Source organism: Pseudoxanthomonas mexicana (assembly GCF_046736355.1).
Classification (GTDB): domain Bacteria; phylum Pseudomonadota; class Gammaproteobacteria; order Xanthomonadales; family Xanthomonadaceae; genus Pseudoxanthomonas_A; species Pseudoxanthomonas_A mexicana_B.
The window spans coordinates 645,001-665,455 of the sequence record NZ_CP157201.1; the positions used below are offsets into that span (position 1 = coordinate 645,001).

Below are 20,455 nucleotides of genomic sequence, written 5' to 3' on the forward strand. Positions count from 1 at the left end.
TGCTTGACTGCAAGAGCGACGGCTCAAGCAGGTACGAAAGTAGGACTTAGTGATCCGGTGGTTCTGTATGGAAGGGCCATCGCTCAACGGATAAAAGGTACTCCGGGGATAACAGGCTGATACCGCCCAAGAGTTCATATCGACGGCGGTGTTTGGCACCTCGATGTCGGCTCATCACATCCTGGGGCTGTAGTCGGTCCCAAGGGTATGGCTGTTCGCCATTTAAAGTGGTACGCGAGCTGGGTTCAGAACGTCGTGAGACAGTTCGGTCCCTATCTGCCATGGGCGTTGGAAGTTTGAGAGGGGCTGCTCCTAGTACGAGAGGACCGGAGTGGACGAACCTCTGGTGTTCCGGTTGTCACGCCAGTGGCATTGCCGGGTAGCTATGTTCGGAAGCGATAACCGCTGAAAGCATCTAAGCGGGAAGCGCGCCTCAAGATGAGACTTCCCGGGGCACAAGCCCCCTAAAGGAACCATGAAGACTACGTGGTTGATAGGTCAGGTGTGTAAGCGCTGCAAGGCGTTGAGCTAACTGATACTAATGATCCGTGCGGCTTGACCATATAACCTCAAGTGGCCTTGGACTCGACGATACCGTCAGAGAAAATCCAATGCCCGCTACGTCACAAGACCCTATGAGAGACTGGCGCCGTTCCGTCTTCGGAAACGAGCGACGCTCCAACCGTCTCCCTGGTGAAATTAGCGCTGTGGTCCCACCCGTTCCCATCCCGAACACGGAAGTGAAACGCAGCCGCGCCGATGGTAGTGTGGCTCAAGCCATGCAAGAGTAGGTCATCGCCAGGGGCTTTACCCCAAAACCCCACCTTCGGTAGAAGGTGGGGTTTTTTCTTGCCCGGCTTTGGAAAACAATCAGCGCTGGCGATTTCGAGGGGAGCAGGATGAGACAGCGTGCGTTGCCGTTCGCGGCCTTGTTGTTGATCGCGGGCCATGCGCTGGCATGGGACCCGGCGGGAGCGAAGCCGGGCGGGATTTCCGCCGAGGCGCGTGCGCTGCACGAACGCATCCTGGTGTTGGACACGCACCTGGATACGCCGGCCAATTTCGCCAGGCCGGGCTGGCGCATCACCGACCGGCATGATCACCACGGCGACCTGGCCCAGGTGGATCTCCCGCGGATGATCGAAGGCGGCCTCGATGGCGGCTTCTGGGTGATCTACACCGGGCAGGGAACGCGCGATGCCAAGGGCCATCGGCAGGCGCGGGATCACGGCCTGAGCAGGCTGGTCGAGATCCGCGAGATGCTCGCCGCCCATGCCGATGCGTTCGAGCTGGCGCTGGACGCGGACGATGCGCGCCGCATTGCCGGCGAAGGCAAGCGCATCGTCTTCATCAGCATGGAGAACGCTTCGCCACTGGCGGGCGATCCCAGCCTGCTGGAGCTCTACCATCGCCTCGGCTTGCGGATGCTGGGCATCACCCACGTGCGCAACAACGATTTCGGCGACTCGTCGACCGACCCGGCCGGCGCCGAATGGCAGGGCCTGAGCCCGACCGGCCGCGCGCTCGTCGCCGAGGCCAACCGGCTGGGTATCCTGCTGGATGCCTCGCATGCCAGCGACGCGGTGTTCGACCAGTTGCTGGAACTGTCGGCCAGCCCGATCGTGCTGTCGCATACCAGTGCCGACGCCATTTACGACCACCCACGCAATATCGATGACGCGCGCATCCGCCGGTTGGCGGCGCAGGGCGGGGTCATCCACGTCAACGCCTATGGCGGGTACCTGGTGCCGGTGGCGAAGATCGCCGAGCGCGAGGCCGCCCTGGCGGCGCTCTCTGAACGTTACGGGCCGGAGAGCCGGATGACGGCCGAACGGATCCCGGCCTATCTCGCCGAGCGGCGCAGGATCGAAGTGCGCTACCCGGTGCGCCAGGCCGGCTTCGAGGACTACATGCGCCACCTGCTGCACATCCTGAAGGTCGCAGGCCCCCGCCACGTCGGGATCGGGGCGGACTGGGACGGTGGCGGCGGCGTGGCCGGGCTGGAGGACGTCGCTGGGCTGCCGCTGATCACCGCGCGGCTGCTCGATGAAGGCTATTCCGAGGCCGACATCGAGGCAATCTGGGGTGGCAACCTGCTGCGGGTGCTGGATCAGGCCCGAAAGGTCGCCGAAAGGCTCCAAAAGACACCATCTGCACAAGATTAACGAAAGTGAAACCGGGTTTCATGACGCCGATGGAACAATGGAACCCATCCCCGCTTTAGCAGTCGAAGGCCCCGACTGCTAAGATGAGTGCCATGAACGCATCCGCTTCCACTACCGCCTTGGTCACCCACAACCTGCCCGTTCCCAGTGCGCTGGGTTCGCTCGACGCCTATATCGGCGCCGTGCACCAGATCCCGGTACTGACGGTCGAGGACGAGCAGGAACTGGCCCGCCGCTACCGCGACGAGGAGGATCTCGACGCGGCGCGCGAGCTGGTGCACTCGCATCTGCGCTTCGTCGTCCACGTGGCGCGCGGCTACAGCGGCTACGGGCTGCAGCTGGGCGACCTGATCCAGGAAGGCAACATCGGCCTGATGAAGGCGGTCAAGCGCTTCGACCCGGATATGGGCGTGCGCCTGGTCAGCTTCGCGGTGCACTGGATCCGCGCCGAGATGCACGAGTTCATCCTGAAGAACTGGCGCATCGTCAAGGTCGCCACGACCAAGGCGCAGCGCAAGCTGTTCTTCAACCTGCGCAAGTCGAAGACGCGCCTGGGCTGGTTGAACGCGGCCGAGGTCAGCGCGGTCGCCAAGGATCTGAACGTGTCCGAGCGCGAAGTGCTGGAAATGGAGTCGCGCCTGTCCGGACGCGACATCGGCTTCGACGCGCCGTCCGACGAGGACGAGGATCACGCGCCGCCGTCGCCGGTCAACTACCTGGTCGCCAGCGACGAGGATCCGTCGCAGGCCTACGAGCGTGCCGACAGTGCCGACAACCAGCTCGAACTGCTGCGCGAAGGACTGGCCGGTCTGGATCAGCGTTCGCGCGACATCATCAAGCGCCGCTGGCTGGATGGCGAAAGCAGGATCACGCTGCAGGAACTGGCCGACGAGTATGGCGTGTCCGCAGAACGCATCCGCCAGATCGAGGCCAATGCGCTGAAGAAGATGAAGGCGCTGTTTGCGGCCTGATCGCCACTGGCATGCCGATGAGGAACGGCCCGGGAAACCGGGCCGTTTCGCGTTTGTGGACGTTGCCGGAAGTGCGCTCTGGCGTGCCGGGGCTCAACCCATGAAACCTCCTTCGTCCCCGCGAAGGTGGGGATCTGGTGACTTCAACGCCTTGAAGCATGTTCATGCCTTGAAACAGGAGCAAAGACACTGGGTCCCCGCCTTCGCGGGGATGACGGAGGAGGCATGAAGCGAAACGAAATTGCCTAGCTTTCCGGCGGCCGCGCGACCGGCAGGTGCCAGCCGTAGCGGATCGCCATGTAGCGCAGGCCGAAGCAGGCGAAGGCGCCCGCGGCCATCGCCGGCGCCTGCGACCAGCCGGCGACATGCGCGATCGCCACGACACCGCCGCCCAGCAATGCGGCCACCGCGTACAGTTCGGCCTGGAGCACCACGGGCGTGCGCGCCACCAGCAGGTCGCGGACGATGCCGCCGCCGATGCCGCTGAGCATGCCCAGCAAGGTGGCGCTGAAAGGTCCCAGCCCGTAGGCCAGCGCCTTGCCGGTGCCGAGCACGGCGAACAGCGCCAGCCCGGCGGCATCGAAGATCTGCACCGGGTTGCGCAGCCTCTCGATGGCCTCGTGGCGGAAGAACGTCACCAGGCCCGCCAGGCAGGCGACGCCGAGATAGCGCCAGTCGGCCAGCGCCGCCGGCGGTTGCGCGCCGATCAGCACGTCGCGGGCGATGCCGCCGGAAACCGCCGCCGCGCAGGACAGCACCAGCACGCCGAACAGATCGAGCCGCTGGCGCACGCCCAGCGTGCCGCCGCTGAGGGCGAACACGAAGGTGCCGACGAAGTCGAAAGCTAGCAGGAGTGCAGGCATGCGTGGAGGATAGGGCAATCGCCGCCGCGGCCCGATCAGCGGGCCGCGGTGGCCAGGGCCAGCAGCCGGGCGGGTTCGGCCAGCGCGGGATGGTCGGCGGGAAGGCGCCGCAGCAGGCCGGCGCGGCAATCGGCAGCGAGTCGCACCGCCACGTCCGGCCGCCTCCGCAGCAGCGCCATGCGCGCATGCAGGCAGGACGCGGTGGCCCGCCAGGGATGGTCTGCGGCGTAGTGTGCGGCCAGGGCGGCGTCCAGTTCCCGCAATTCCAGTGCGGCGGCTTCCGCGTCGCGCAGCGCCAGCAGGGTGCGTGCCCAGCGTGCATGGAAGAAGGCGCTCTTGGCATCGTGCCCCGCCAGCAGCAGGCGACCTGACGCGCGCGCCTCGCGCAACAACATGGCCGCGGCGTCCGCTTCGCCGGCTTCGGCCTTCGCCCAGGCCAGTTCGGTCAGTGCGTACAGCGTCCAGAAGTGCCGGTTGCCCAGTGTCTCCCGCCATTGCCGCACGCGTGGCTCCAGCAGCGCGATGGCGGGTTGCCACTGCCCTTTCCACAGGTGCATCTCGGCGCGGCTGTAGCCGGGGCCGAGTGCGTCCGGATGGCCGGGGGGAAGGCCGGCGTCGAAGATGGCCTGTGCGCGATCGAGCACAGCCTCCGCTTCGCTGAAGCGTCCGGCATCAACGAGGAAGTCGCCGTAGTCGGCCAGCGCCCATCCGGTCATTGGATGGTGCTCGCCGCGTTCCCGCTGCTGCAGCGCGATCAGCCGCCGAAAATCGGCATCGGCCTGCACAAAACGCGCCAGCTTGCGCAGCGACAATGCGCGGAACCACAGCGCATCGGCGAGCAGGCGCGGCGATGCGCTGCCGTCGAGTCGTACCACCACCAGGTCCAGCGCCCGCACAGCTTGCGTCCATTCGCCGACCTCGAACATCACCTTGGCCTGTGTCACGGTGGCCGCATCGCTGCGCACGCCGGCCACGTCGAAGCCGGCGAGTGCGGCGGCGCAGGCGGCCCGGGCCGCGGCGACGTCGCCGGCCATGCGCAGTTCCTCGCACAGGTGCCTGTCCACCTCTGCCAACGCCGCCGGGTTGCCGCGCAGGTGGGCGGCTTGCTGGCGGGCACGCTGCAGCATGCCGACGGCGCGCGCGTATTCGCCCCAGCCGGAATACACGTCGGCGATGCTGTGGTAGATAGCGATTGCGCTGTCGGGCTGATCGTGGAAGCGCCGGTCCACCTTGCCAGCCGCCGCCTCGATGGCCTGCCGCACGCTGACGTCGGACGAAGCGCCGGCGGTGTAGGGATCGGCTTCCAGCAGGAGGTCGCGGGTCAGGAAAGCCTGCACCGCCTCGGCGCGGCGCTGGTTGCGCTCGGCCTGCAGGCGAGCGTTCTCGGCGCGCCAGAACATCCACAGCGCCACCGTCAGTCCGCAGGCCAGTCCGATCGACAGCGCCAGCCCCCAGCGCCAGCGCTGGCGCAGCCGCTGCAACTGCGCATCCCGCCGCCACTGGCGCTCGGCTTCGATCAGCGCGGCGGCGTGTTCTGCGCGGCGCGCGTCCAGCCCGCGCAGCCGCTGCGCCAGCGTGCGCGCATCCAACTGCCGCTGCTCCGGCTCCACCGCCGCGGCCAGCGCGATGTCCTCGCGCAGCAGTGGATCGCCCACGTCGGCCTCCCAGCCCGGCGCCAGCGGCCGCCGCAAATCACCGGCCAGCAGTTGGTACAGCAGCACGCCCAGCGCATAGACGTCGCTCTGCTGGGTGGCGGCGTGACCAGCCAGCACCTCCGGGGCCAGATAGAGCAGGCTGCCGCCGTCCGGGGAAAGGCCGTAGGGCACCGCGACCAGGCTGTGGGTCATGCCCAGCTCCGCCAGCTGCGGCGACAGCGCCGCCTCGCCAGCGCCCAGATCCCCCAGCAGCAGCCGCCAGCCGTGTGGCGCGCCGGCATCGGCCAGCGGATACAGGTTGTCCGGCTTCAGGTCCTTGTGGATGACGCCGGCCGCGTGCAGTGCGGCCACCGTTTCGCAGATCTGAGCGCACAATTCCACGCGTGCCGGCGGTGGCAGTGATTTCAGCCGCTGGTCGCGCTCGGCCCAGTCGCGGAGGTCGCCTTCCGGGTAATACGGCATCTCGGCGAAGAACGGCGGCTGGGCGAGATTCCAACCCAGCAGCGGGGCCACGCCCGCTACGCCGTCCGCGGCGGCCTGCAGATACCGCGCCAGTGCCACCTCCCTGCGCAGCCCGCGCAACCCAGCTTCGCCGACCGCGAACTTGAAGACCCGCGCCTGGCCCGCCGCATCACGCGCCAACGCCACCGCGCCGGCGGCGCCCTGGCCCAGCCAGCGTTCCATACGCCACTGCGGGCGCAGCGGCAACGGCTCGCCTGGCCGCAGGCGATCGATGCCGTGCGTCGGCGTGGCCCCGGCCTCGCCGCCGTCGTCGACCGCCTGCACCCGCACTATCGCGGCCAGCCGGTAGCCGTAGCCGTACACCGCCTTGATCGCCTCGCCGTCGCCACCCAGCGCCTGGCGCAGGCGGCTGATCGCCTTGTTCAGTGTGTTCTCGCTGACCACCCGGCCGGGCCAGCCGGCTGCCAGCAGCTCGTCCTTGGTCACCACTTCGCCGGCATGGCGCAGCAATGCCAGCAGCACATCGAATCCGCTGCGGTCCAGCGCCACTGTCTCTCCACCCACGCTGACCGGGCCGCGTTCGTCCAGCATCACCCGGCCGAAATGCCACAGCTTCGGTGCGTCGCGATCGCCCATGCGCGTGTCTTCCCCGTCCCCCCGTCATTGGCCGCGCCAATGTGCGCGCCGATTCTTGCCCTTGCAACTCCCGGCCGGGCAATCGGCCACGACCCCTGCCGGCTGCATGCAAGTGATTGATTTTACGCGTCGGCGGAATTCGTCCGCATTCGTCAGGATTGGGGAAGGATTTTCCAGCGTGATTGGCAGTAACACAGGGACACAGGAATCATCACCGGGGTGGAAAATGAAAAACAGCACAAATTCGGGTTGGCTGGCTCTGGCTGTGGCCGCCATGCTGACAGTGGCCTGTGGAAGCCTGGATGCGGCGGATTTCACCAGGAAGCTGGATCGTATCGAGAGTCAGGCGCCCGCAGAGGCATTGCAGGGTGCGGGGAAACTGCTGCAAAACCGCAAGTGCGAGGGCGATGTGGCATGCCGATGCCGGCTGTTGGCACTGCAAGCCAGGCTCGGTGCCCAAGGCGGAGATGACGGATTGTTGCGGTCGGCGGCAGGCCGGTTCCAGATGAGCGGCTGCCAGCATCACCGGGCGATGAGGCCGGAGGTGCTATCGACGCTGCACGACAAGGGTGAAGGCGCCCTGGCTTTCTCGATCGTGGAGGATCGCTTCCAGCGCCGGCCACAGGATCAAGAGGCACTTGAAGCCTACGCCTCGCTGCTGGAGAAGGACGGGCGCAAGGGCGAAGCCGATCTCGCCCGTGCGTTCGTGCGGGATGTGGTCACGCCGGTGGCCTCGTTCTCGGCAAGCGTGGATACACGGATGCCCGCTCCGAACACCGCGGAGGACTGGGACAAGCGCGCCGCGGTCTACAGGCAGAAGGCCGCTTACCTGAAGACCGCGCGCGAGGCGGCGGCCAAGGGGCGGTGCCGTGGCTTGGTCGAGCTGTGCCTGGGCCACTTCGACCGGATGATCGCCGCCGAGAACGACGCGGCCAATGGCGCCGCCGAACGGGCGCGATCGCTGCGCGATGAACTGGAACGGAAGCGCAGGCAGGCCAGTTCGATGTCCACGCTCGGCGGTCTGTTCGGCGCCTTGGCCGGGCAGGCCAGTGCGGCTGGATTGGGTGAGTACTCGCAGGTGTTGTCTTATGCGCAACAGACGGCGGACATGATGGGATCGGATGCACAGGCGGCGGCAGAGGAACTGGAGAACCGCAACAACGCCTTCATGGAGGCCGACTACGAGGTCCTGGTGCGGGCATTGAGCGCCTTGCAATGAAGAGGAACGCAAGCTGGCGCGCATGGGGGTGCCTGCTGGTGTTCTCCGCGCTCTGCCCTTCCGCCCTTTCGCAAACGGGGATGAGCTGCGAGGCCGCCAAACGGCACAACATTTCCGAGATCGAAAAGGCGATCAGACAGACCCGCCAGGCCATATCGGCCATAAGCACGGGCGGGTCCCCCTATCAGAACCCGACGTATGGAGCATACCTGCGGCAACTGGAGGCCGGATTGAAACAGGTCAAGGGGACGGCATGCCCCGGCGAGGCAAGTGGAAAGTCGGATGAAGGCATGGGATCCGTCTCGGACTATGACAGCAAGGCCAAAAGCGATCCGCTGCGCGCCCAGTCCCATGGCCTGCTGGCCAGCCTGGCCGACGATGGTGGCGGCGCCGGCGACGGCGCGGCAGGCGACAGCGGTGGCGGGGACATGCCCAGCGAGGAGGAAAAAAGGCGGCAGGAGCGGGAAAGGCTCGAGCGCTTGAAGCAGCAGGCGCAGCAGGAAGGCTATCCGGCCAAGGATCCGGCGCAGAACTGGTCGGGAAGCCCCTGCCACTTCTTCACCTGCCCCTACGAACGAAGGGATCGCAACGACAACGTGTACGGCTACAACAGCTACGCGAATGAATCGGTGGTCCGGTATGGAAGATGGCAATACACGTGTGTGGCCGGTCGCTGGAAAGTCAGCGGATCGGCCAGTGGTCCCGTCGATGCGGCCAGGGCCGACGCGAGCGTGGGGGAAATGAAGTGCCAGAACAAGTACGGCGCCCCGCTGGATTCGGTGTTCATGTACGAGGGCGAGTGAAGTCCTTCCTCCCGCGCGCGTGCCTGGACGTGTGTGGATGGCGGCGGGCCGATGCCAATGGACTCGCCGGGCGTCGTTGTCATCGACCCGCGGGTGTTCAGCCGTTTCATCGCCGAGAATGATGGACGCGACGCGCAGGTGGATCCAACAGGTCCAGTCGAGCGGGCGCCGGTTGCGAATGCCGGCACTGCGGAAGCCGCATCGCAGCGAAAGGGCGGACTTGGGTTCTCGAGCAGTCCCGCCACAGGAGGCATTGCAGATGTATATGCCACGATTGACGAACCTGGTCGCGCTTGCGCTCGCGGCCACCCTGCTTTTTTGCGGCTGTGCCATCACTCCGTACCGCTCGGCAGACCTGGCCAAGCACAACGAGAAGTGCCTTGCGCATCCCAAGGGAGGAGATTTTGCCTGTGCCGTCCGCCACCAGATTGGCCCGGAACGGGATGCTCCCTTCATCACCTATGTCGAGTTCGATGACCAGGGCAGCATGCTCGCGCGCCAGGAAGCCATGCAGGCCTTGCAGGAATTGCGTGAACGCGCACGCGCGAAACCGACGCTGATCGTTGCGTTCGCCCACGGCTGGAAACACAACGCCTCCGTGGACTCGGGCAACGTGGCCCAGTTCCAGACGCTGCTCGGAAAGCTGCAAAAGAGCTTTCCGGGCTGGCAGGTGGAAGGCGTCTACCTCGGCTGGCGTGGCAAGAGTGCGGGCATGTGGGGGGCATGGGGCGCGCGGGAACTCACGTTCTGGACACGCAAGGCCGCCGGGACCCGCGTGGGCACCGACGGCCTCATCGAGGTGGTCTCGGAACTGGCTCAAATCCGGGCGCAGAAGTTGGCCGACACGGACAAGCAGCATGTCTTCGTCATGGCCGGGCACAGCTTCGGCGGCATGGCCGCGTTCTACGCGACACGCCACCTGCTGATGCGGGAACTGGTGGAGGCCCAGAACAGCTGTATCTGCAAGACGGGTGTCGGTTCCCACTTGCTGCATGATGGGAAGCCCAGGCTTTCATTCGTGCCGTTCGGACCTGTGGAGGCCGCTGTCTTGCCCGCGCCTTCGGATGCTTCCACCTTGTCCAGGCCTTTGGCCGCCTCCGCTTGCAGGTGTCACGGCTCGCTTTCATCCTCCGTGGCCGATCTGATCGTGATCGTGAATCCAGCCTTCGAAACCGTGCGCTTCGATCCACTCCTGGCGCGATCGAAGCAAGCCGAGTTCCAGGCCGGGCAGCTGCCGATCCTCACGGTATTCATGTCCAAAGGGGATAGAGCGACCAAGAATGCATTCCCGTTCGCGCGCGCATTTACGACCTTGCTCAAAACCTATGTCCCAGGCCAGCGGAAGCGGGACATCGTGGCGCTTGGCCACCTGCAGGAAAGCTTGACGCACCGGCTGGCGCTGGCGGGCGAAACCGCATCAGGCAAATCGCCGGCATTGAAAACCAATGAAGGCGAAACGCTGGAAATGTTCATTCCACCCTCTTCCCATCCGGCAGGCTTGGAGGAAGGTTTCGTACAGTGGAACAAGGATCAGGATGCCTGGAGAAATTTCCTGTGCGGGCATGCGCCCGGCTGGGCGAATGGCGACATCACCCTGGAACGCATTCAAGCAAGGGACACGTCCGATGCCGGCACCTTGCCCCGTTCCGCGCAGCGGAAGGAATCCCACAACGCCCCATTTTCACCCTACCTGATCGTCTCGGTGGACGAGCGCCTCATCCCCGGACATTCTGACGTATGGAAGCCGGGTTTCCTGGAGTTCGTGGCGAATATGGTGAAGGCGCGTTTTCTCACCCGGCCAGGCTGCCCGCCAGCTTCCAGGGGCGCCTTGGGTACTGCCTTTGATGGCGGAACCTGGAATATGGGCGGGATCGATGGGCGGCAAAACGAACCGGATTCCCCGACCGGCGTGCGACCATGATGCAGAACAGCATCAACAGGAACAGGTCCCGCGAATCCAGGGAGCTTGTCTTCATGGCGATTCTTGCTTCAACGCCTGGCTGGGTCCAGGAATCGTAGCGACAGCCACGTTGCCATGTACGTGGAAGCGTCAGTACAAATCCACCGGATCCACGTCCAGCGACCAGCGCACCCTGCGCGCCTGCGGCGAGGCGTGCAGCGTGGTGACGAGCACGTCCAGCGCCGCGTGCAGGCTGCGTCGCTGCGCTGCGGACAGGATCAACTGGGCACGCTGGTAGCCGGCGCGGCGCGGCATTGGCGCGGGCAGCGGGCCGTGGATGCCGATGGTGGGCTGCCCTTCATCCGGCCTGCGGACACCTTCTTCCCGCGCAGCGGGGAGAAGCGAGAGGATGACGGCCTTCGCCTCGTGCAGGAACCGCATCGGCGGGTCGGCGTGCATGGCCTCGGCGCGCAGCAGCGCCATGTGCGCGAACGGCGGGAAGCCGGCGGCCTCGCGCTGCTGCAATTCGGCTTCGGCGAAGGCGGCATAGCCGCCCTGGATCAGCGTCTCCAGCAGCGGATGGCCGGGATGGTGGGTCTGCAGCAGCACCTGGCCGGCGCGCTCGGCGCGGCCGGCGCGGCCGGCGACCTGGATCAGCTGCTGGGCGAGTTTCTCGCCGGCGCGGAAATCCGACGAGAACAGGCCTTCGTCCACGCCGACCACGACCACCAGCGTCAGCCGCGGCAGGTCGTGGCCCTTGGCCAGGATCTGGGTGCCGACCAGGATGCCGGGCGCGTCGCCGAGCGTGGCCAGGTGCTGGGCCAGGGCGTCGCGGCGCTGGGTGGTGCTGCGATCGATGCGCAGCACCGGCACGTCGGCAAAGCTTGCCGCCAGCGTCTCCTCCAGCCGCTCGGTGCCGATGCCCTGCGGTTGCAGCGCCAGTCCGCCGCAGTCGGGGCAGGCGGGTGGCGCGGGCTGGCGGGCGCCGCAATGGTGGCATTGCAGGCGGCGGCCGCTGGCGTGCACGGTCATCGCGCTGTCGCAGCGCTTGCAGTGCGCGGTCCAGCCGCAGTCGTGGCACAGCAGCGCCGGTGCGTAGCCGCGGCGGTTCTTGAACACCAGCACCTGGCCGCCCTGCGCCAGCGCCTGCCCGATGGCCTGCATGGCCTCGAGGGACAGGCCGCCTTGCAATGCGCGCTTGCGCACGTCCATCACCCGCACCGCCGGCGGCTGCGCCTGGCCGGCGCGGCGGCGCAGGCGCAGGTGCGCGTAGCGGCCGCCGCGCGCGTTGTGCAGCGTTTCCAGCGACGGCGTGGCGCTGCCGAGGATGACCGGCACGCCGAGCGCCTTGCCGCGCACCAGGGCGAAGTCGCGGGCGTGGTAGCGGATGCCGTCGAGCTGCTTGTAGCTGCCGTCGTGCTCCTCGTCGACGACGATCAGGCCGGCCTGCGGCAGCGGCACGAACACCGCCGAGCGGGTGCCGACGACGACACGTGCCTGCCCGCGCGCGGCCGCCATCCAGGCGCGTGCACGCTCGCCTTCGGCCAGGCCCGAGTGCAGCGCGTGCACCGGCACGCCGAGGCGGGCGCGGAAGCGCGCCAGCGTCTGCGGGGTCAGGCCGATCTCCGGCACCAGCACCAGCGCCTGCCGGCCGCGCGCCAGGCAGGCGGCGATCGCCGACAGGTAGACCTCGGTCTTGCCGCTGCCGGTCACGCCATCCAGCAGCAATGGGGCGAAACCGGCAGTGGCGGCCACCGCCTCGACGGCGGCCTGCTGTTCGTCGTTGAGCGGCGGGCCGGGCTGCGGCGCTGGGGCCGCACCCGGGTCTTCGCTGGCGACCCGTTCGGCCAACCCACGCCGCGCCAGCGAACGTGCCGGCTCGCGCCAGCCTTCCATCCGCAGGTCCAGCGCGTCCTCGGCCAGCGCAGCGGCGGCCAGCCGCTCGGCCAGCCGCCGCGGCCGGCTGCCGGCGCGCAGCGAGGGCAGGGCGGTCAGGCCGGCCTCGGTCAGCCGCCAGGCCCACGAGGTGGTGTCCGGCGCCGGATCGCCATGCCGCAGCGGGCCGGGCAGGGCAGTGGCCAGCGTCTCGCCCAGCGGCGCATGGGTGTAGCGGGCCAGCCAGCGCAGCGAGTCGAGCAGTTCGCCGCCGAGCAGCGGCGCGGCGTCCAGCCAGGCCAGTGCGGCGCGCAGTTCGGCCGAAGGCCTTTCGGCCGCACCCGTGCCGGCGACGATGCCGACCAGCTCGCGGCTGCCGAAAGGCACCTTCACCCGCCTGCCGACGTCGCCCGGTCCGGGTACGTGGCCGGGAGGCGGGAGGTAGTCGAACAGGTGCGGCAGGGGCACCGGAAGGGCGACCTGGAGCAGGACGGGAGCGGTCATCGGCGCCAGTGTAGCGGTGCGCCGGTTCTGTGCGGTTGCGTCAACAAGCTGTGAAAACGATGACGAAAGTCACGCAACTAGCGATTCTGGAAAGGGATTCCCATTTATCCACATGTTCTGTGGATAAGCATGTGCATGGAGGCTTTGCTCCACGCCGCAAACGCGCATCCGCAAGCCTCGCCGCCAACTTGGACAAAAAATCGTCACACGATATTTCCTTTTTCAATCAATAACTTGGCCGTGAAACGAAACTGAAGGCAAGAAACTTGGCATCGCCAGTGACCCGGTGCACGGGAACCTGTGTGTGCTGTGCACAACGTGCAGGCGCGGTGTCAATGGGGGAGCGGATTTCCGCGCGATGTCAAGTGCGGAGGCGGGTTCACCACGCGATGGCACCAGCCTTGCAGGGAAGTGCGCCGGAAAGGCCCGTCGCTCCGGGACGGTGTTGCGGCAAGGGGGCGGTCAGTAGCGGGCGACCACTTCGAGGACGCGCCGGCTGGCGCGGAAACGCTCGCCGAAGCGGGCCAGGCCATCGGCGCGCATGGCGGCGGCGTGATCGCGCAGGTAGGCCTGCAAGGCCGCCTGATCGACCAGCCGGTACGCCACGCAGTAGCGGCAGCGGCCCGGCTCGGCCGGTGGCTCCAGCGGGATGCCGATCTCAGCGCCAGTGAAACCGGGCAGCGCGAGCATCTGGCGGACGTGATCGTGCAGCCACGGCTCGTACTCGGCGCGCAGGCCGGCCTCGACGTCGAGGGTGACCTCGTAGATGACGCCGCCGCGATCCGGCGGCCGGGAAGGGGGCAGGCTCATCGCACTCAGGTGGACGTCATGTCGAACCGATAAGATACCGGCCCTTCGCGACCCGGTACCAGCGCGCAGCCGCGCGGCCGCAGTCCGGCAGGTTCTTCCGCATGTCCGCTTCCGTTTCCCGCGCGCGCCTGGGTGGCGAGGTGCGCGCCACCGCCACGCTGGCGCTGCCGCTGGTGCTGGGCCACGTCTCCACCGGCCTCATCGGCTTCGTCGACAACGTCATCGCCGGCCATCACGGTACGCAGACGCTGGCCTCGGTCACCGTCGGCACGGCGCTGCTGTGGCTGCCGATGATGGTGCCGATCGGCACGCTGATCTCGTTGACCGCCTCGGTGTCGCAGCTCGACGGCGCGCAGCGGCGCGACGAGATCGGGCCGCTGTTCCGGCAGGCGCTGTGGCTGTCGCTGGGGCTGGGCGCGCTGATGTTCGCTTTCCTCAGCGCGGTGCCTTACGCGCTGGCGGCGTTCGGCATCGCGCCCGACATCATCCCCGGCGCCAGGGACTTCCTGCACGGCATCCGCTGGGGCGTGCCGGCGCTGACGCTGTTCTTCTGCATGCGCTACCTGAGCGAGGGCATGCACTGGACGCTGCCGACGATGCTGCTGGGATTCGGCGGCCTGCTGCTGCTGGCGCCGCTGGGCTACGTGCTGACGTTCGGCCGCTTCGGCCTGCCGGAGATGGGCGCGGGCGGGCTGGGCGTGGCCTCGGCGATCATGATGTGGGCGCAGGCGCTGGCCTTCGCGGCATATCTGTGGAACGCGAAGCGCTTCGCCCCCCTGCGGCTGTTCGCGCATTTCGAATGGCCGCGGCTGGCGCCGATCCGGCAACTGCTGCGCACCGGCCTGCCGATCGGCATCACCGTGCTGATGGAAGGCAGCCTGTTCATCGTCACCGCGCTGCTGATCGCACGGCTCGGCGCGGTGCCGGCGGCGGCGCACCAGATCGCCATCAACGTGGCGGCGCTGTGCTTCATGATCCCGATGGGCGTGGCCGAGGCGACCACGGTGCGGGTGGGGCGTGCGGTCGGCCGCGCGGATCCGCAGGGCATGCGCCGCGCCGCCTACGCCGGCTACGTGATCGTGCTGCTGACCCAGGGCTTGTCGGCGATCGGCCTGCTGCTCGGCCACGATGCGGTGGTGGCGCTGTATACCCGCGATGCGGCGGTGGCGGCGCTGGCCGGCACGCTGCTGCTGTACGCGGCGGCGTTCCAGTTCCCGGATGGCATCCAGGTGCTGTCGGCCGGCGCGCTGCGCGGGCTCAAGGACACCCGCGTGCCGATGTGGCTGGCGGCCTTCTCCTACTGGGGCCTGGGCATGCCGCTGGGTGCCGGGCTGGGCCTGGGGCTGGGCTGGGGACCGCAGGGCATGTGGCTGGGGCTGATCCTGGGCCTGACCGCGGCGGCGGTGCTGATGGGGCTGCGTTTCCGCCACAGCAGCCGGCGCGCGCTGCCGGTGGCGTGAAGGCTGGCAGGGTGACTTCAGGGGCATGAAAGCCCGCGGGCGACCCGGTAAGCTGGCGGCAGTCTTCCGGAGTCGTCTTCCATGAACCAACCCGTGCGTCGCGGTCCCATCGCCGCCTTCTTCGTCGGCCTGTGGGACGTGATGAACTTCACCCGCCGGCTCATCGTCAATTTCCTGTTCTTCGGCCTGCTGCTGTTCGTCGTCATGATCTTCGTGATCGCCGCCGGCAGCGGCGCGATCAAGCCGCTGAGCGAGCGCACGACGCTGGTGCTGGCGCCGGAGGGCCGGCTGGTCGAGCAGTACAGCGCCGACCCGGCGATGCGCGCGCTGGCCCGGATGACCGGCGACAAGGGCGCGCAGGAAGTGCAGTTGCGCGACCTGCTGCGCGCCATCGACGCGGCCCGCGAGGACAAGCACATCGAGCGGGTGATGCTGCGCGTGGACAAGCTGCAGCCCACCGGCTACGCCTCGCTGCGCGAGGTCGCCGACGCGCTGGCGCGGCTGCGCCAGTCCGGCAAGCAGATCGTCGCCTTCGGCGAGAACCTGGGCCAGCACCAGTACCTGCTGGCGGCGCAGGCCGACGAGGTCTACCTGGATCCGATGGGCGGGCTGATCCTCGAGGGCTTGGGCCGCTATCGCCAGTACTACCGCCAGGGCCTGCAGGAAAAGCTCGGCGTGGACGTGCACGTGTTCAAGGTCGGCGAGTACAAGTCGGCGGTGGAGCCGTTCATCCTCGACGCCGCCTCGCCCGAGGCCAAGGAAGCGGATCTGTACTGGATGAACGACGTCTGGCAGCGCTACCTGGCCGACATCGCCAAGGCGCGCAAGCTGGAGGCCGCGCAACTGGCGGCCGGCATCGACACCCTGCCCGAGGGCCTGGCCGCCGCCGGCGGCGACCTGGCCAGGTTCGCGCTGCAGCAGAAGCTGGTCGACGGGCTGAAGACGCAGGAAGAAGTGGAGAACCTGCTGGCCGAGCGCGGCGTGGCCGACGCCGATGCCGAGACCGGTTTCCGCAGCATCGGCCTGGACGGTTACCTGGCCCTGCTCGACAGCAAGCGCCTGCCCCTCGACAAGCGCCCGCAGGTGGCGGTGGTGGTGGCCGAGGGCGAGATCACCGACGGCGAGCAGCCGGCTGGCCGCGTCGGCGGTGTATCGACCGCGGCGCTGCTGCGCGAGGCGCGCGACGATGACGACGTCAAGGCGGTGGTGCTGCGCGTGGATTCGCCCGGCGGCGGCGTCTACGCCTCCGAGCAGATCCGCCGCGAAGTGGCCGCGCTGAAGGAAGCCGGCAAGCCGGTGGTGGTGTCGATGGGCGACCTGGCCGCGTCCGGCGGCTACTGGATCTCGATGAACGCCGATCGCATCTACGCCGATCCGTCGACCATCACCGGGTCGATCGGCATCTTCGGCATGATTCCCAACGTGACCCGCACGCTGGATCGCATCGGCGTGCATACCGACGGCGTGGGCACCACCCGCTTCGCCGGCGCGTTCGACATCACCCGGCCGATGGATCCGGCGGTCGGCAGCGTCATCCAGTCGATCATCGACAAGGGCTACGCCGACTTCACCGGCAAGGTCGCCGCGGCGCGCAACAAGCCGGTCGAGGCGATCGACGAGGTCGCGCGCGGACGCGTGTGGAGCGGCGCGCAGGCGCAGGAGCGCGGGCTGGTGGACGAGCTGGGCGGCCTGCAGGCCGCGCTGGCCGACGCCGCCAAGCGCGCCAGGCTGGGCGAGGCGGGCAAGTACCGCGTGCGCTACGTCGAGAAGGCGCCGTCGCCGTTCGCGCAGTTCATGGCCGGCCTGGCCGGCAGCCGCATCGGCGCGCTGCTGGTGAAGGATTCGGACATCGCCCAGGCGCTGCTGGCCCGCGCCATGCCGGAAGCCGGCGCGCAGCTGCGCTTCGTCGAGGAAGCGGCGAAGTCGCCGGACGGTTCGCCGGTCAAGGCGCTGGCCTACTGCTTCTGCGGGTTCTGAAGCAGGAACCCCACGCCGACGCCCGCGTGCATCGGCGTGGAGGCGCGGGGCCACCCTCGATGCCGGCCCGCGGCGTCAATGCGTATCGGCGTCGATTTCCGCGCGCTGCCTGTCCACCGCGGCCTGCACGCTGTCCTGGACGCCGCGCGCCTTGTCCAGCGGTTCTTGGATGGTGTCGCGCAGCTGCGTCTGCGCCGCGGTGGCCTGCGGCTTGGGCGGTTCGTCCTTCGGTGGCGGTTCCGGTGCCCTGCAGGCCGACAGCGCCAGCACGGCGACGAGGACGGACGGGCCTGGGATCTTCATGCGCGGGCCTCCCAACGGTGCGGTGGCGCTATCCTACGCCGCAACGGCGGGGAGGCGCGTGCATGGATCATCGTTGGCGACTGCAAGGACAGACCGCGCTGGTCACCGGCGCCAGCGCCGGCATCGGCCTGGCGATCGCGCGCGAGCTGCTCGGCCTCGGTGCCGACGTGCTGTTGGTGGCGCGCGACGCCGACCTGCTGGCGCTGGCGCGCGACGACCTGGCCGACGAGTTCCCGCAGCGCGAGGTGCTGGGACTGGCCGCCGACGTGGCCGACGACGAGGATCGCCGCGAGATCCTCGACTGGGTCGAGGACCACAGCGACGGCCTGCATATCTTGATCAACAACGCCGGCGGCAACGTCACCCGCCCCGCCATCGACTACACCGAGGACGAGTGGCGCGGGATCTTCGAGACCAACCTGTTCTCCGCCTTCGAGCTCTCGCGCTACGCCCATCCGCTGCTCACCCGGCATGCGGCGTCGAGCATCGTCAACGTCGGCAGCGTGTCGGGCCTGACCGCGGTGCGCAGCGGCGCGCCCTACGGCATGACCAAGGCGGCGCTGCACCAGCTCACCCGCAACCTGGCCGCCGAATGGGCCGAGGATGGCGTGCGCGTCAACGCGGTCGCGCCGTGGTACATCCGCACCCGCCGCACGTCCGGGCCGCTGTCGGATCCGGACTACTACGAGGAAGTGATCGCGCGCACGCCGATGCGCCGCATCGGCGAGCCGGAGGAAGTGGCCGCGGCGGTCGGCTTCCTGTGCCTGCCGGCGGCCAGCTACATCACCGGCGAGTGCATCGCGGTGGACGGCGGGTTCCTGCGCTACGGGTTCTGAGCGCGCAGGCGGGCGCACGCCGGATGAATCAGCGCCCGCAGGCGCTCTCGCCGAGGATGCGCGGGATGCGCTCGAAATCGGCGCGGTTCCGTTCGACGTTCTCCGGTTTGGCGAAACGCCAGGCGACCTCGGCGGCGTCGCGGCGCTGCTTCCACGCGGCGCACAGCGCGCCGTCGGCCACGCGCGCGCAGGTATCGCGGACCATCTCGCAGGCCTGGCCGGCGCCGGTCTGCGGGTTCCCGTCCAGTCCCACCGTGCGCAGCGGCACGCAGCGCGGCGCGGGCTGGTCGTCCTCGCTGAAATAGCTGTCCCTGTCGTGGGTGGTGCACTGGTACAGCCACGGCGGCGGCAGGCGGGCGGCGTCGGCGCTCGCCGCCGGTGCGGGCGTGGATGGAGGCGCCGCGGGCGGGGCGGCTGGCGCGGTCGCCGGTGCCTGCCCGGCCGGTTCCGGTGGCGTTGGCGGGGCAGTCGAAGGCGCGGGTTGCGCCGGCCTGGACATCGGCAACGTGCCGACGCCCTGCATCACCCGTTTCTCCTCGCGGCTGCCCTTGGGGCAGGGCGAGTTCTGCAGGGTCAGCGCGCCGCCGGCATCGGTGCAGCGGTAGATGACGACGTCGCCGGCGATTGCCGGCGATGCCGCCAGCAGCGGCAGCAGCAGGCACAGGCGCGGGAGCAGCGGTTTCGGGTTCATCGGGGGTTTCCGCAGTCGTTGGCGATGCGCGCATCGATCGCGCGCTGTTCGAGATCCAGTTCGCGCCGTTCGCTCTGCATTGCGCCGTGGTAGCGGCGCAGGATCTCGTAGCGTCGATCCGACAGGCGTGCGCAGACCTCGGCCTGCGGCAGCGGATGGCATTCGTCGCGCACCCAGGCGCCACCGGCCGGGACGGCGACCAGGGGCGGGCGCGAAGGCGGCGGCCGCGGCGACCCCGGCGTGCCGCCGGGCGGGCGCACCGGCGGATGCGGGTCGTGCGGCCGCGGCGGATGCCGCCAGCCCGGATAGCCCAGCGTCCAGTACGGCACCCAGCGCGGACGGCCTTCGCCGTTGTCGCTGCTGTAGCGCTGACCGTCGGCGCCGACGCATTCGTACATCGGCCGTGGCGGCGTGCGGTAGACGATGGTGCGCGGCGGCGCCGGCACGGCCGGCGGCGGTGCGACGGCGGGCGGCGCGGGTGTTGCCGGCGGCCTGGCCGGGGCGGCGGCCGGGCGCTGCATGCTGCGGGTTTCCTGCCGCTCGCCGGCAAGGCACGGTGAATCGCGCAGGGTCAATGCGCCATCGGCGGCGGTGCAACGGTAGATGACGACCTCGTCGGCGGCACCGGCCGTGGGCGGCGGCACCAGCAGCAGAAGGAACAGGGCCGCGCGGGGAGACATGCCGCCACTGTTGCGCGCCGGACAGGGCGTCGCAAGGGGCGCTGCGGCTGCCGTTCAGTCGCGCAGCGGCTGGCCGCTGATCGCGTCGCGGATCGAGGTCGGCCGGGCCAGATCGCCGACCGTGCCGATGCAGACGCCCTCGATGCGCGCCAGCAGGGCCGGGTCCAGTTCATCGCGGCTGCGCGCCGGCGGCTGTCCGGCGAGGTTGGCGCTGGTGGAGACCAGCGCGCGGCCAAATGCCTCGCACAGCGCCGCCACGTCCGCGTGCGCGCTGACCCGCACGGCGATGCCGTCGTGCTTGCCGGTGATCCACGCCGGCGCCTGCGCGCTGGCCGGCAGCACCCAGGTGTAGGGGCCGGGCCAGCTGGCCAGCACCTCGGCCAACCGGTCGGCCGGCAGGGCGGACAGGTCCACCCACGGCCGCAGTTGCTCCAGCGTCGCGGCGATCAGGATCAGGCCCTTCTCGCGCGGGCGCTGCTTGATGTCCAGCAGCCGCTGCACGGTGGCCTCGTCGGCCGGGTCGCAGCCCAGGCCCCAGACGGCCTCGGTCGGGTAGGCGATCACGCCGCCGCGGTGCAGGACCTGGGCGGCCCGCACCGGGGACAGCATGACGATGGCCGCCGGTTCCACCATGTCCGCTCAGTA

Annotated in this window: 16 protein-coding genes and 2 rRNA genes (1 of these 18 cut by a window edge); 10 read left to right on the forward strand and 8 right to left on the reverse strand. The window is 68.8% G+C overall.

What is annotated here, in order from left to right; genetic code table 11:
• The 4 genes from AAG688_RS02745 to rpoH all read left to right on the forward strand — a co-directional run.
• Nucleotides 1-563 (forward strand): 23S ribosomal RNA (locus AAG688_RS02745) (it extends 2,317 nt beyond the left edge of the window).
• Nucleotides 564-689: 126 nt separating this feature from the next.
• Nucleotides 690-804, forward strand: a 5S ribosomal RNA gene (gene rrf / locus AAG688_RS02750).
• A gap of 95 nt (nt 805-899) precedes the next feature.
• A complete protein-coding gene (locus AAG688_RS02755) occupies nt 900-2,165 on the forward strand; it encodes a dipeptidase (RefSeq protein ID WP_411833833.1) in 1,266 nt (421 codons plus the stop codon).
• Nucleotides 2,166-2,257: 92 nt separating this feature from the next.
• Complete coding sequence (rpoH, locus tag AAG688_RS02760) at nt 2,258-3,136, forward strand: RNA polymerase sigma factor RpoH (RefSeq protein WP_411833834.1); 879 nt, start codon at nt 2,258-2,260, stop codon at nt 3,134-3,136.
• Nucleotides 3,137-3,381: 245 nt separating this feature from the next.
• On the opposite strand, the gene AAG688_RS02765 is transcribed toward rpoH, so the two are convergent.
• Together AAG688_RS02765 and AAG688_RS02770 are read right to left on the reverse strand one after the other, a co-directional pair.
• Nucleotides 3,382-3,999 (reverse strand): trimeric intracellular cation channel family protein, encoded by a 618-nt coding sequence (locus AAG688_RS02765; RefSeq protein WP_411833835.1) that lies wholly within the window; start codon nt 3,997-3,999, stop codon nt 3,382-3,384.
• Nucleotides 4,000-4,034: 35 nt separating this feature from the next.
• On the reverse strand, nt 4,035-6,752 hold the full coding sequence (locus AAG688_RS02770) for a tetratricopeptide repeat protein (protein ID WP_411833836.1): 2,718 nt from the start codon (nt 6,750-6,752) through the stop codon (nt 4,035-4,037).
• A 226-nt stretch (nt 6,753-6,978) separates the two neighbouring features.
• On the opposite strand from AAG688_RS02770, the gene AAG688_RS02775 reads away from it, so the two are divergent.
• From AAG688_RS02775 to AAG688_RS02785, 3 genes are all read left to right on the forward strand, one after another.
• Entirely contained in the window at nt 6,979-7,971 is a 993-nt protein-coding gene (locus AAG688_RS02775) for a hypothetical protein (RefSeq protein ID WP_411833837.1), read from the forward strand.
• Nucleotides 7,968-8,774 carry a hypothetical protein gene (locus AAG688_RS02780; protein WP_411833838.1) on the forward strand — a complete coding sequence of 269 codons (807 nt, stop codon included), beginning with the start codon at nt 7,968-7,970 and terminating at the stop codon, nt 8,772-8,774. Before AAG688_RS02775 ends, AAG688_RS02780 begins: the two co-directional genes overlap by 4 nt.
• Nucleotides 8,775-9,048: 274 nt before the next feature.
• Nucleotides 9,049-10,695 (forward strand): hypothetical protein, encoded by a 1,647-nt coding sequence (locus tag AAG688_RS02785; protein ID WP_411833839.1) that lies wholly within the window; start codon nt 9,049-9,051, stop codon nt 10,693-10,695.
• Between the two features lie 129 nt (nt 10,696-10,824).
• Here AAG688_RS02785 and AAG688_RS02790 read toward each other — a convergent pair whose 3' ends face one another.
• Nucleotides 10,825-13,053: a primosomal protein N' gene (locus tag AAG688_RS02790; RefSeq protein ID WP_411833840.1), complete on the reverse strand. Its 2,229-nt coding sequence runs from the start codon at nt 13,051-13,053 to the stop codon at nt 10,825-10,827.
• 462 nt (nt 13,054-13,515) lie between these two features.
• Entirely contained in the window at nt 13,516-13,863 is a 348-nt protein-coding gene (locus AAG688_RS02795; RefSeq protein WP_411833841.1) for a DUF4286 family protein, read from the reverse strand.
• A gap of 101 nt (nt 13,864-13,964) precedes the next feature.
• Between AAG688_RS02795 and AAG688_RS02800 the strand changes: the two genes are divergently transcribed.
• On the forward strand, nt 13,965-15,323 hold the full coding sequence (locus tag AAG688_RS02800) for an MATE family efflux transporter (RefSeq protein ID WP_411833842.1): 1,359 nt from the start codon (nt 13,965-13,967) through the stop codon (nt 15,321-15,323).
• An 81-nt stretch (nt 15,324-15,404) separates the two neighbouring features.
• Entirely contained in the window at nt 15,405-17,300 is a 1,896-nt protein-coding gene (gene sppA, locus AAG688_RS02805) for a signal peptide peptidase SppA (protein WP_411833843.1), read from the forward strand.
• Between the two features lie 75 nt (nt 17,301-17,375).
• Here the strand turns inward: sppA and AAG688_RS02810 are convergent, their stop codons facing one another.
• Entirely contained in the window at nt 17,376-17,603 is a 228-nt protein-coding gene (locus AAG688_RS02810) for a hypothetical protein (protein ID WP_411833844.1), read from the reverse strand.
• Between the two features lie 62 nt (nt 17,604-17,665).
• Between AAG688_RS02810 and AAG688_RS02815 the strand changes: the two genes are divergently transcribed.
• The gene (locus AAG688_RS02815; RefSeq protein ID WP_411833846.1) at nt 17,666-18,439 is read left to right on the forward strand and encodes an SDR family oxidoreductase; all 774 of its coding nucleotides are present in this window, start codon (nt 17,666-17,668) and stop codon (nt 18,437-18,439) included.
• Between the two features lie 28 nt (nt 18,440-18,467).
• Here AAG688_RS02815 and AAG688_RS02820 read toward each other — a convergent pair whose 3' ends face one another.
• Genes AAG688_RS02820 through AAG688_RS02830 form a run of 3 tightly spaced genes read right to left on the reverse strand, consistent with a single transcriptional unit; the run spans nt 18,468 to nt 20,443 of the window.
• Nucleotides 18,468-19,130, reverse strand: a complete 663-nt coding sequence (locus tag AAG688_RS02820; protein WP_411833847.1) for a DUF4124 domain-containing protein — start codon at nt 19,128-19,130, stop codon at nt 18,468-18,470.
• A complete protein-coding gene (locus AAG688_RS02825; RefSeq protein WP_411833848.1) occupies nt 19,127-19,810 on the reverse strand; it encodes a hypothetical protein in 684 nt (227 codons plus the stop codon). The genes AAG688_RS02820 and AAG688_RS02825 overlap by 4 nt, the downstream gene beginning before the upstream one ends.
• A gap of 54 nt (nt 19,811-19,864) precedes the next feature.
• Nucleotides 19,865-20,443 (reverse strand): Sua5/YciO/YrdC/YwlC family protein, encoded by a 579-nt coding sequence (locus tag AAG688_RS02830; protein ID WP_411833849.1) that lies wholly within the window; start codon nt 20,441-20,443, stop codon nt 19,865-19,867.
• Nucleotides 20,444-20,455 lie beyond the last annotated feature (12 nt).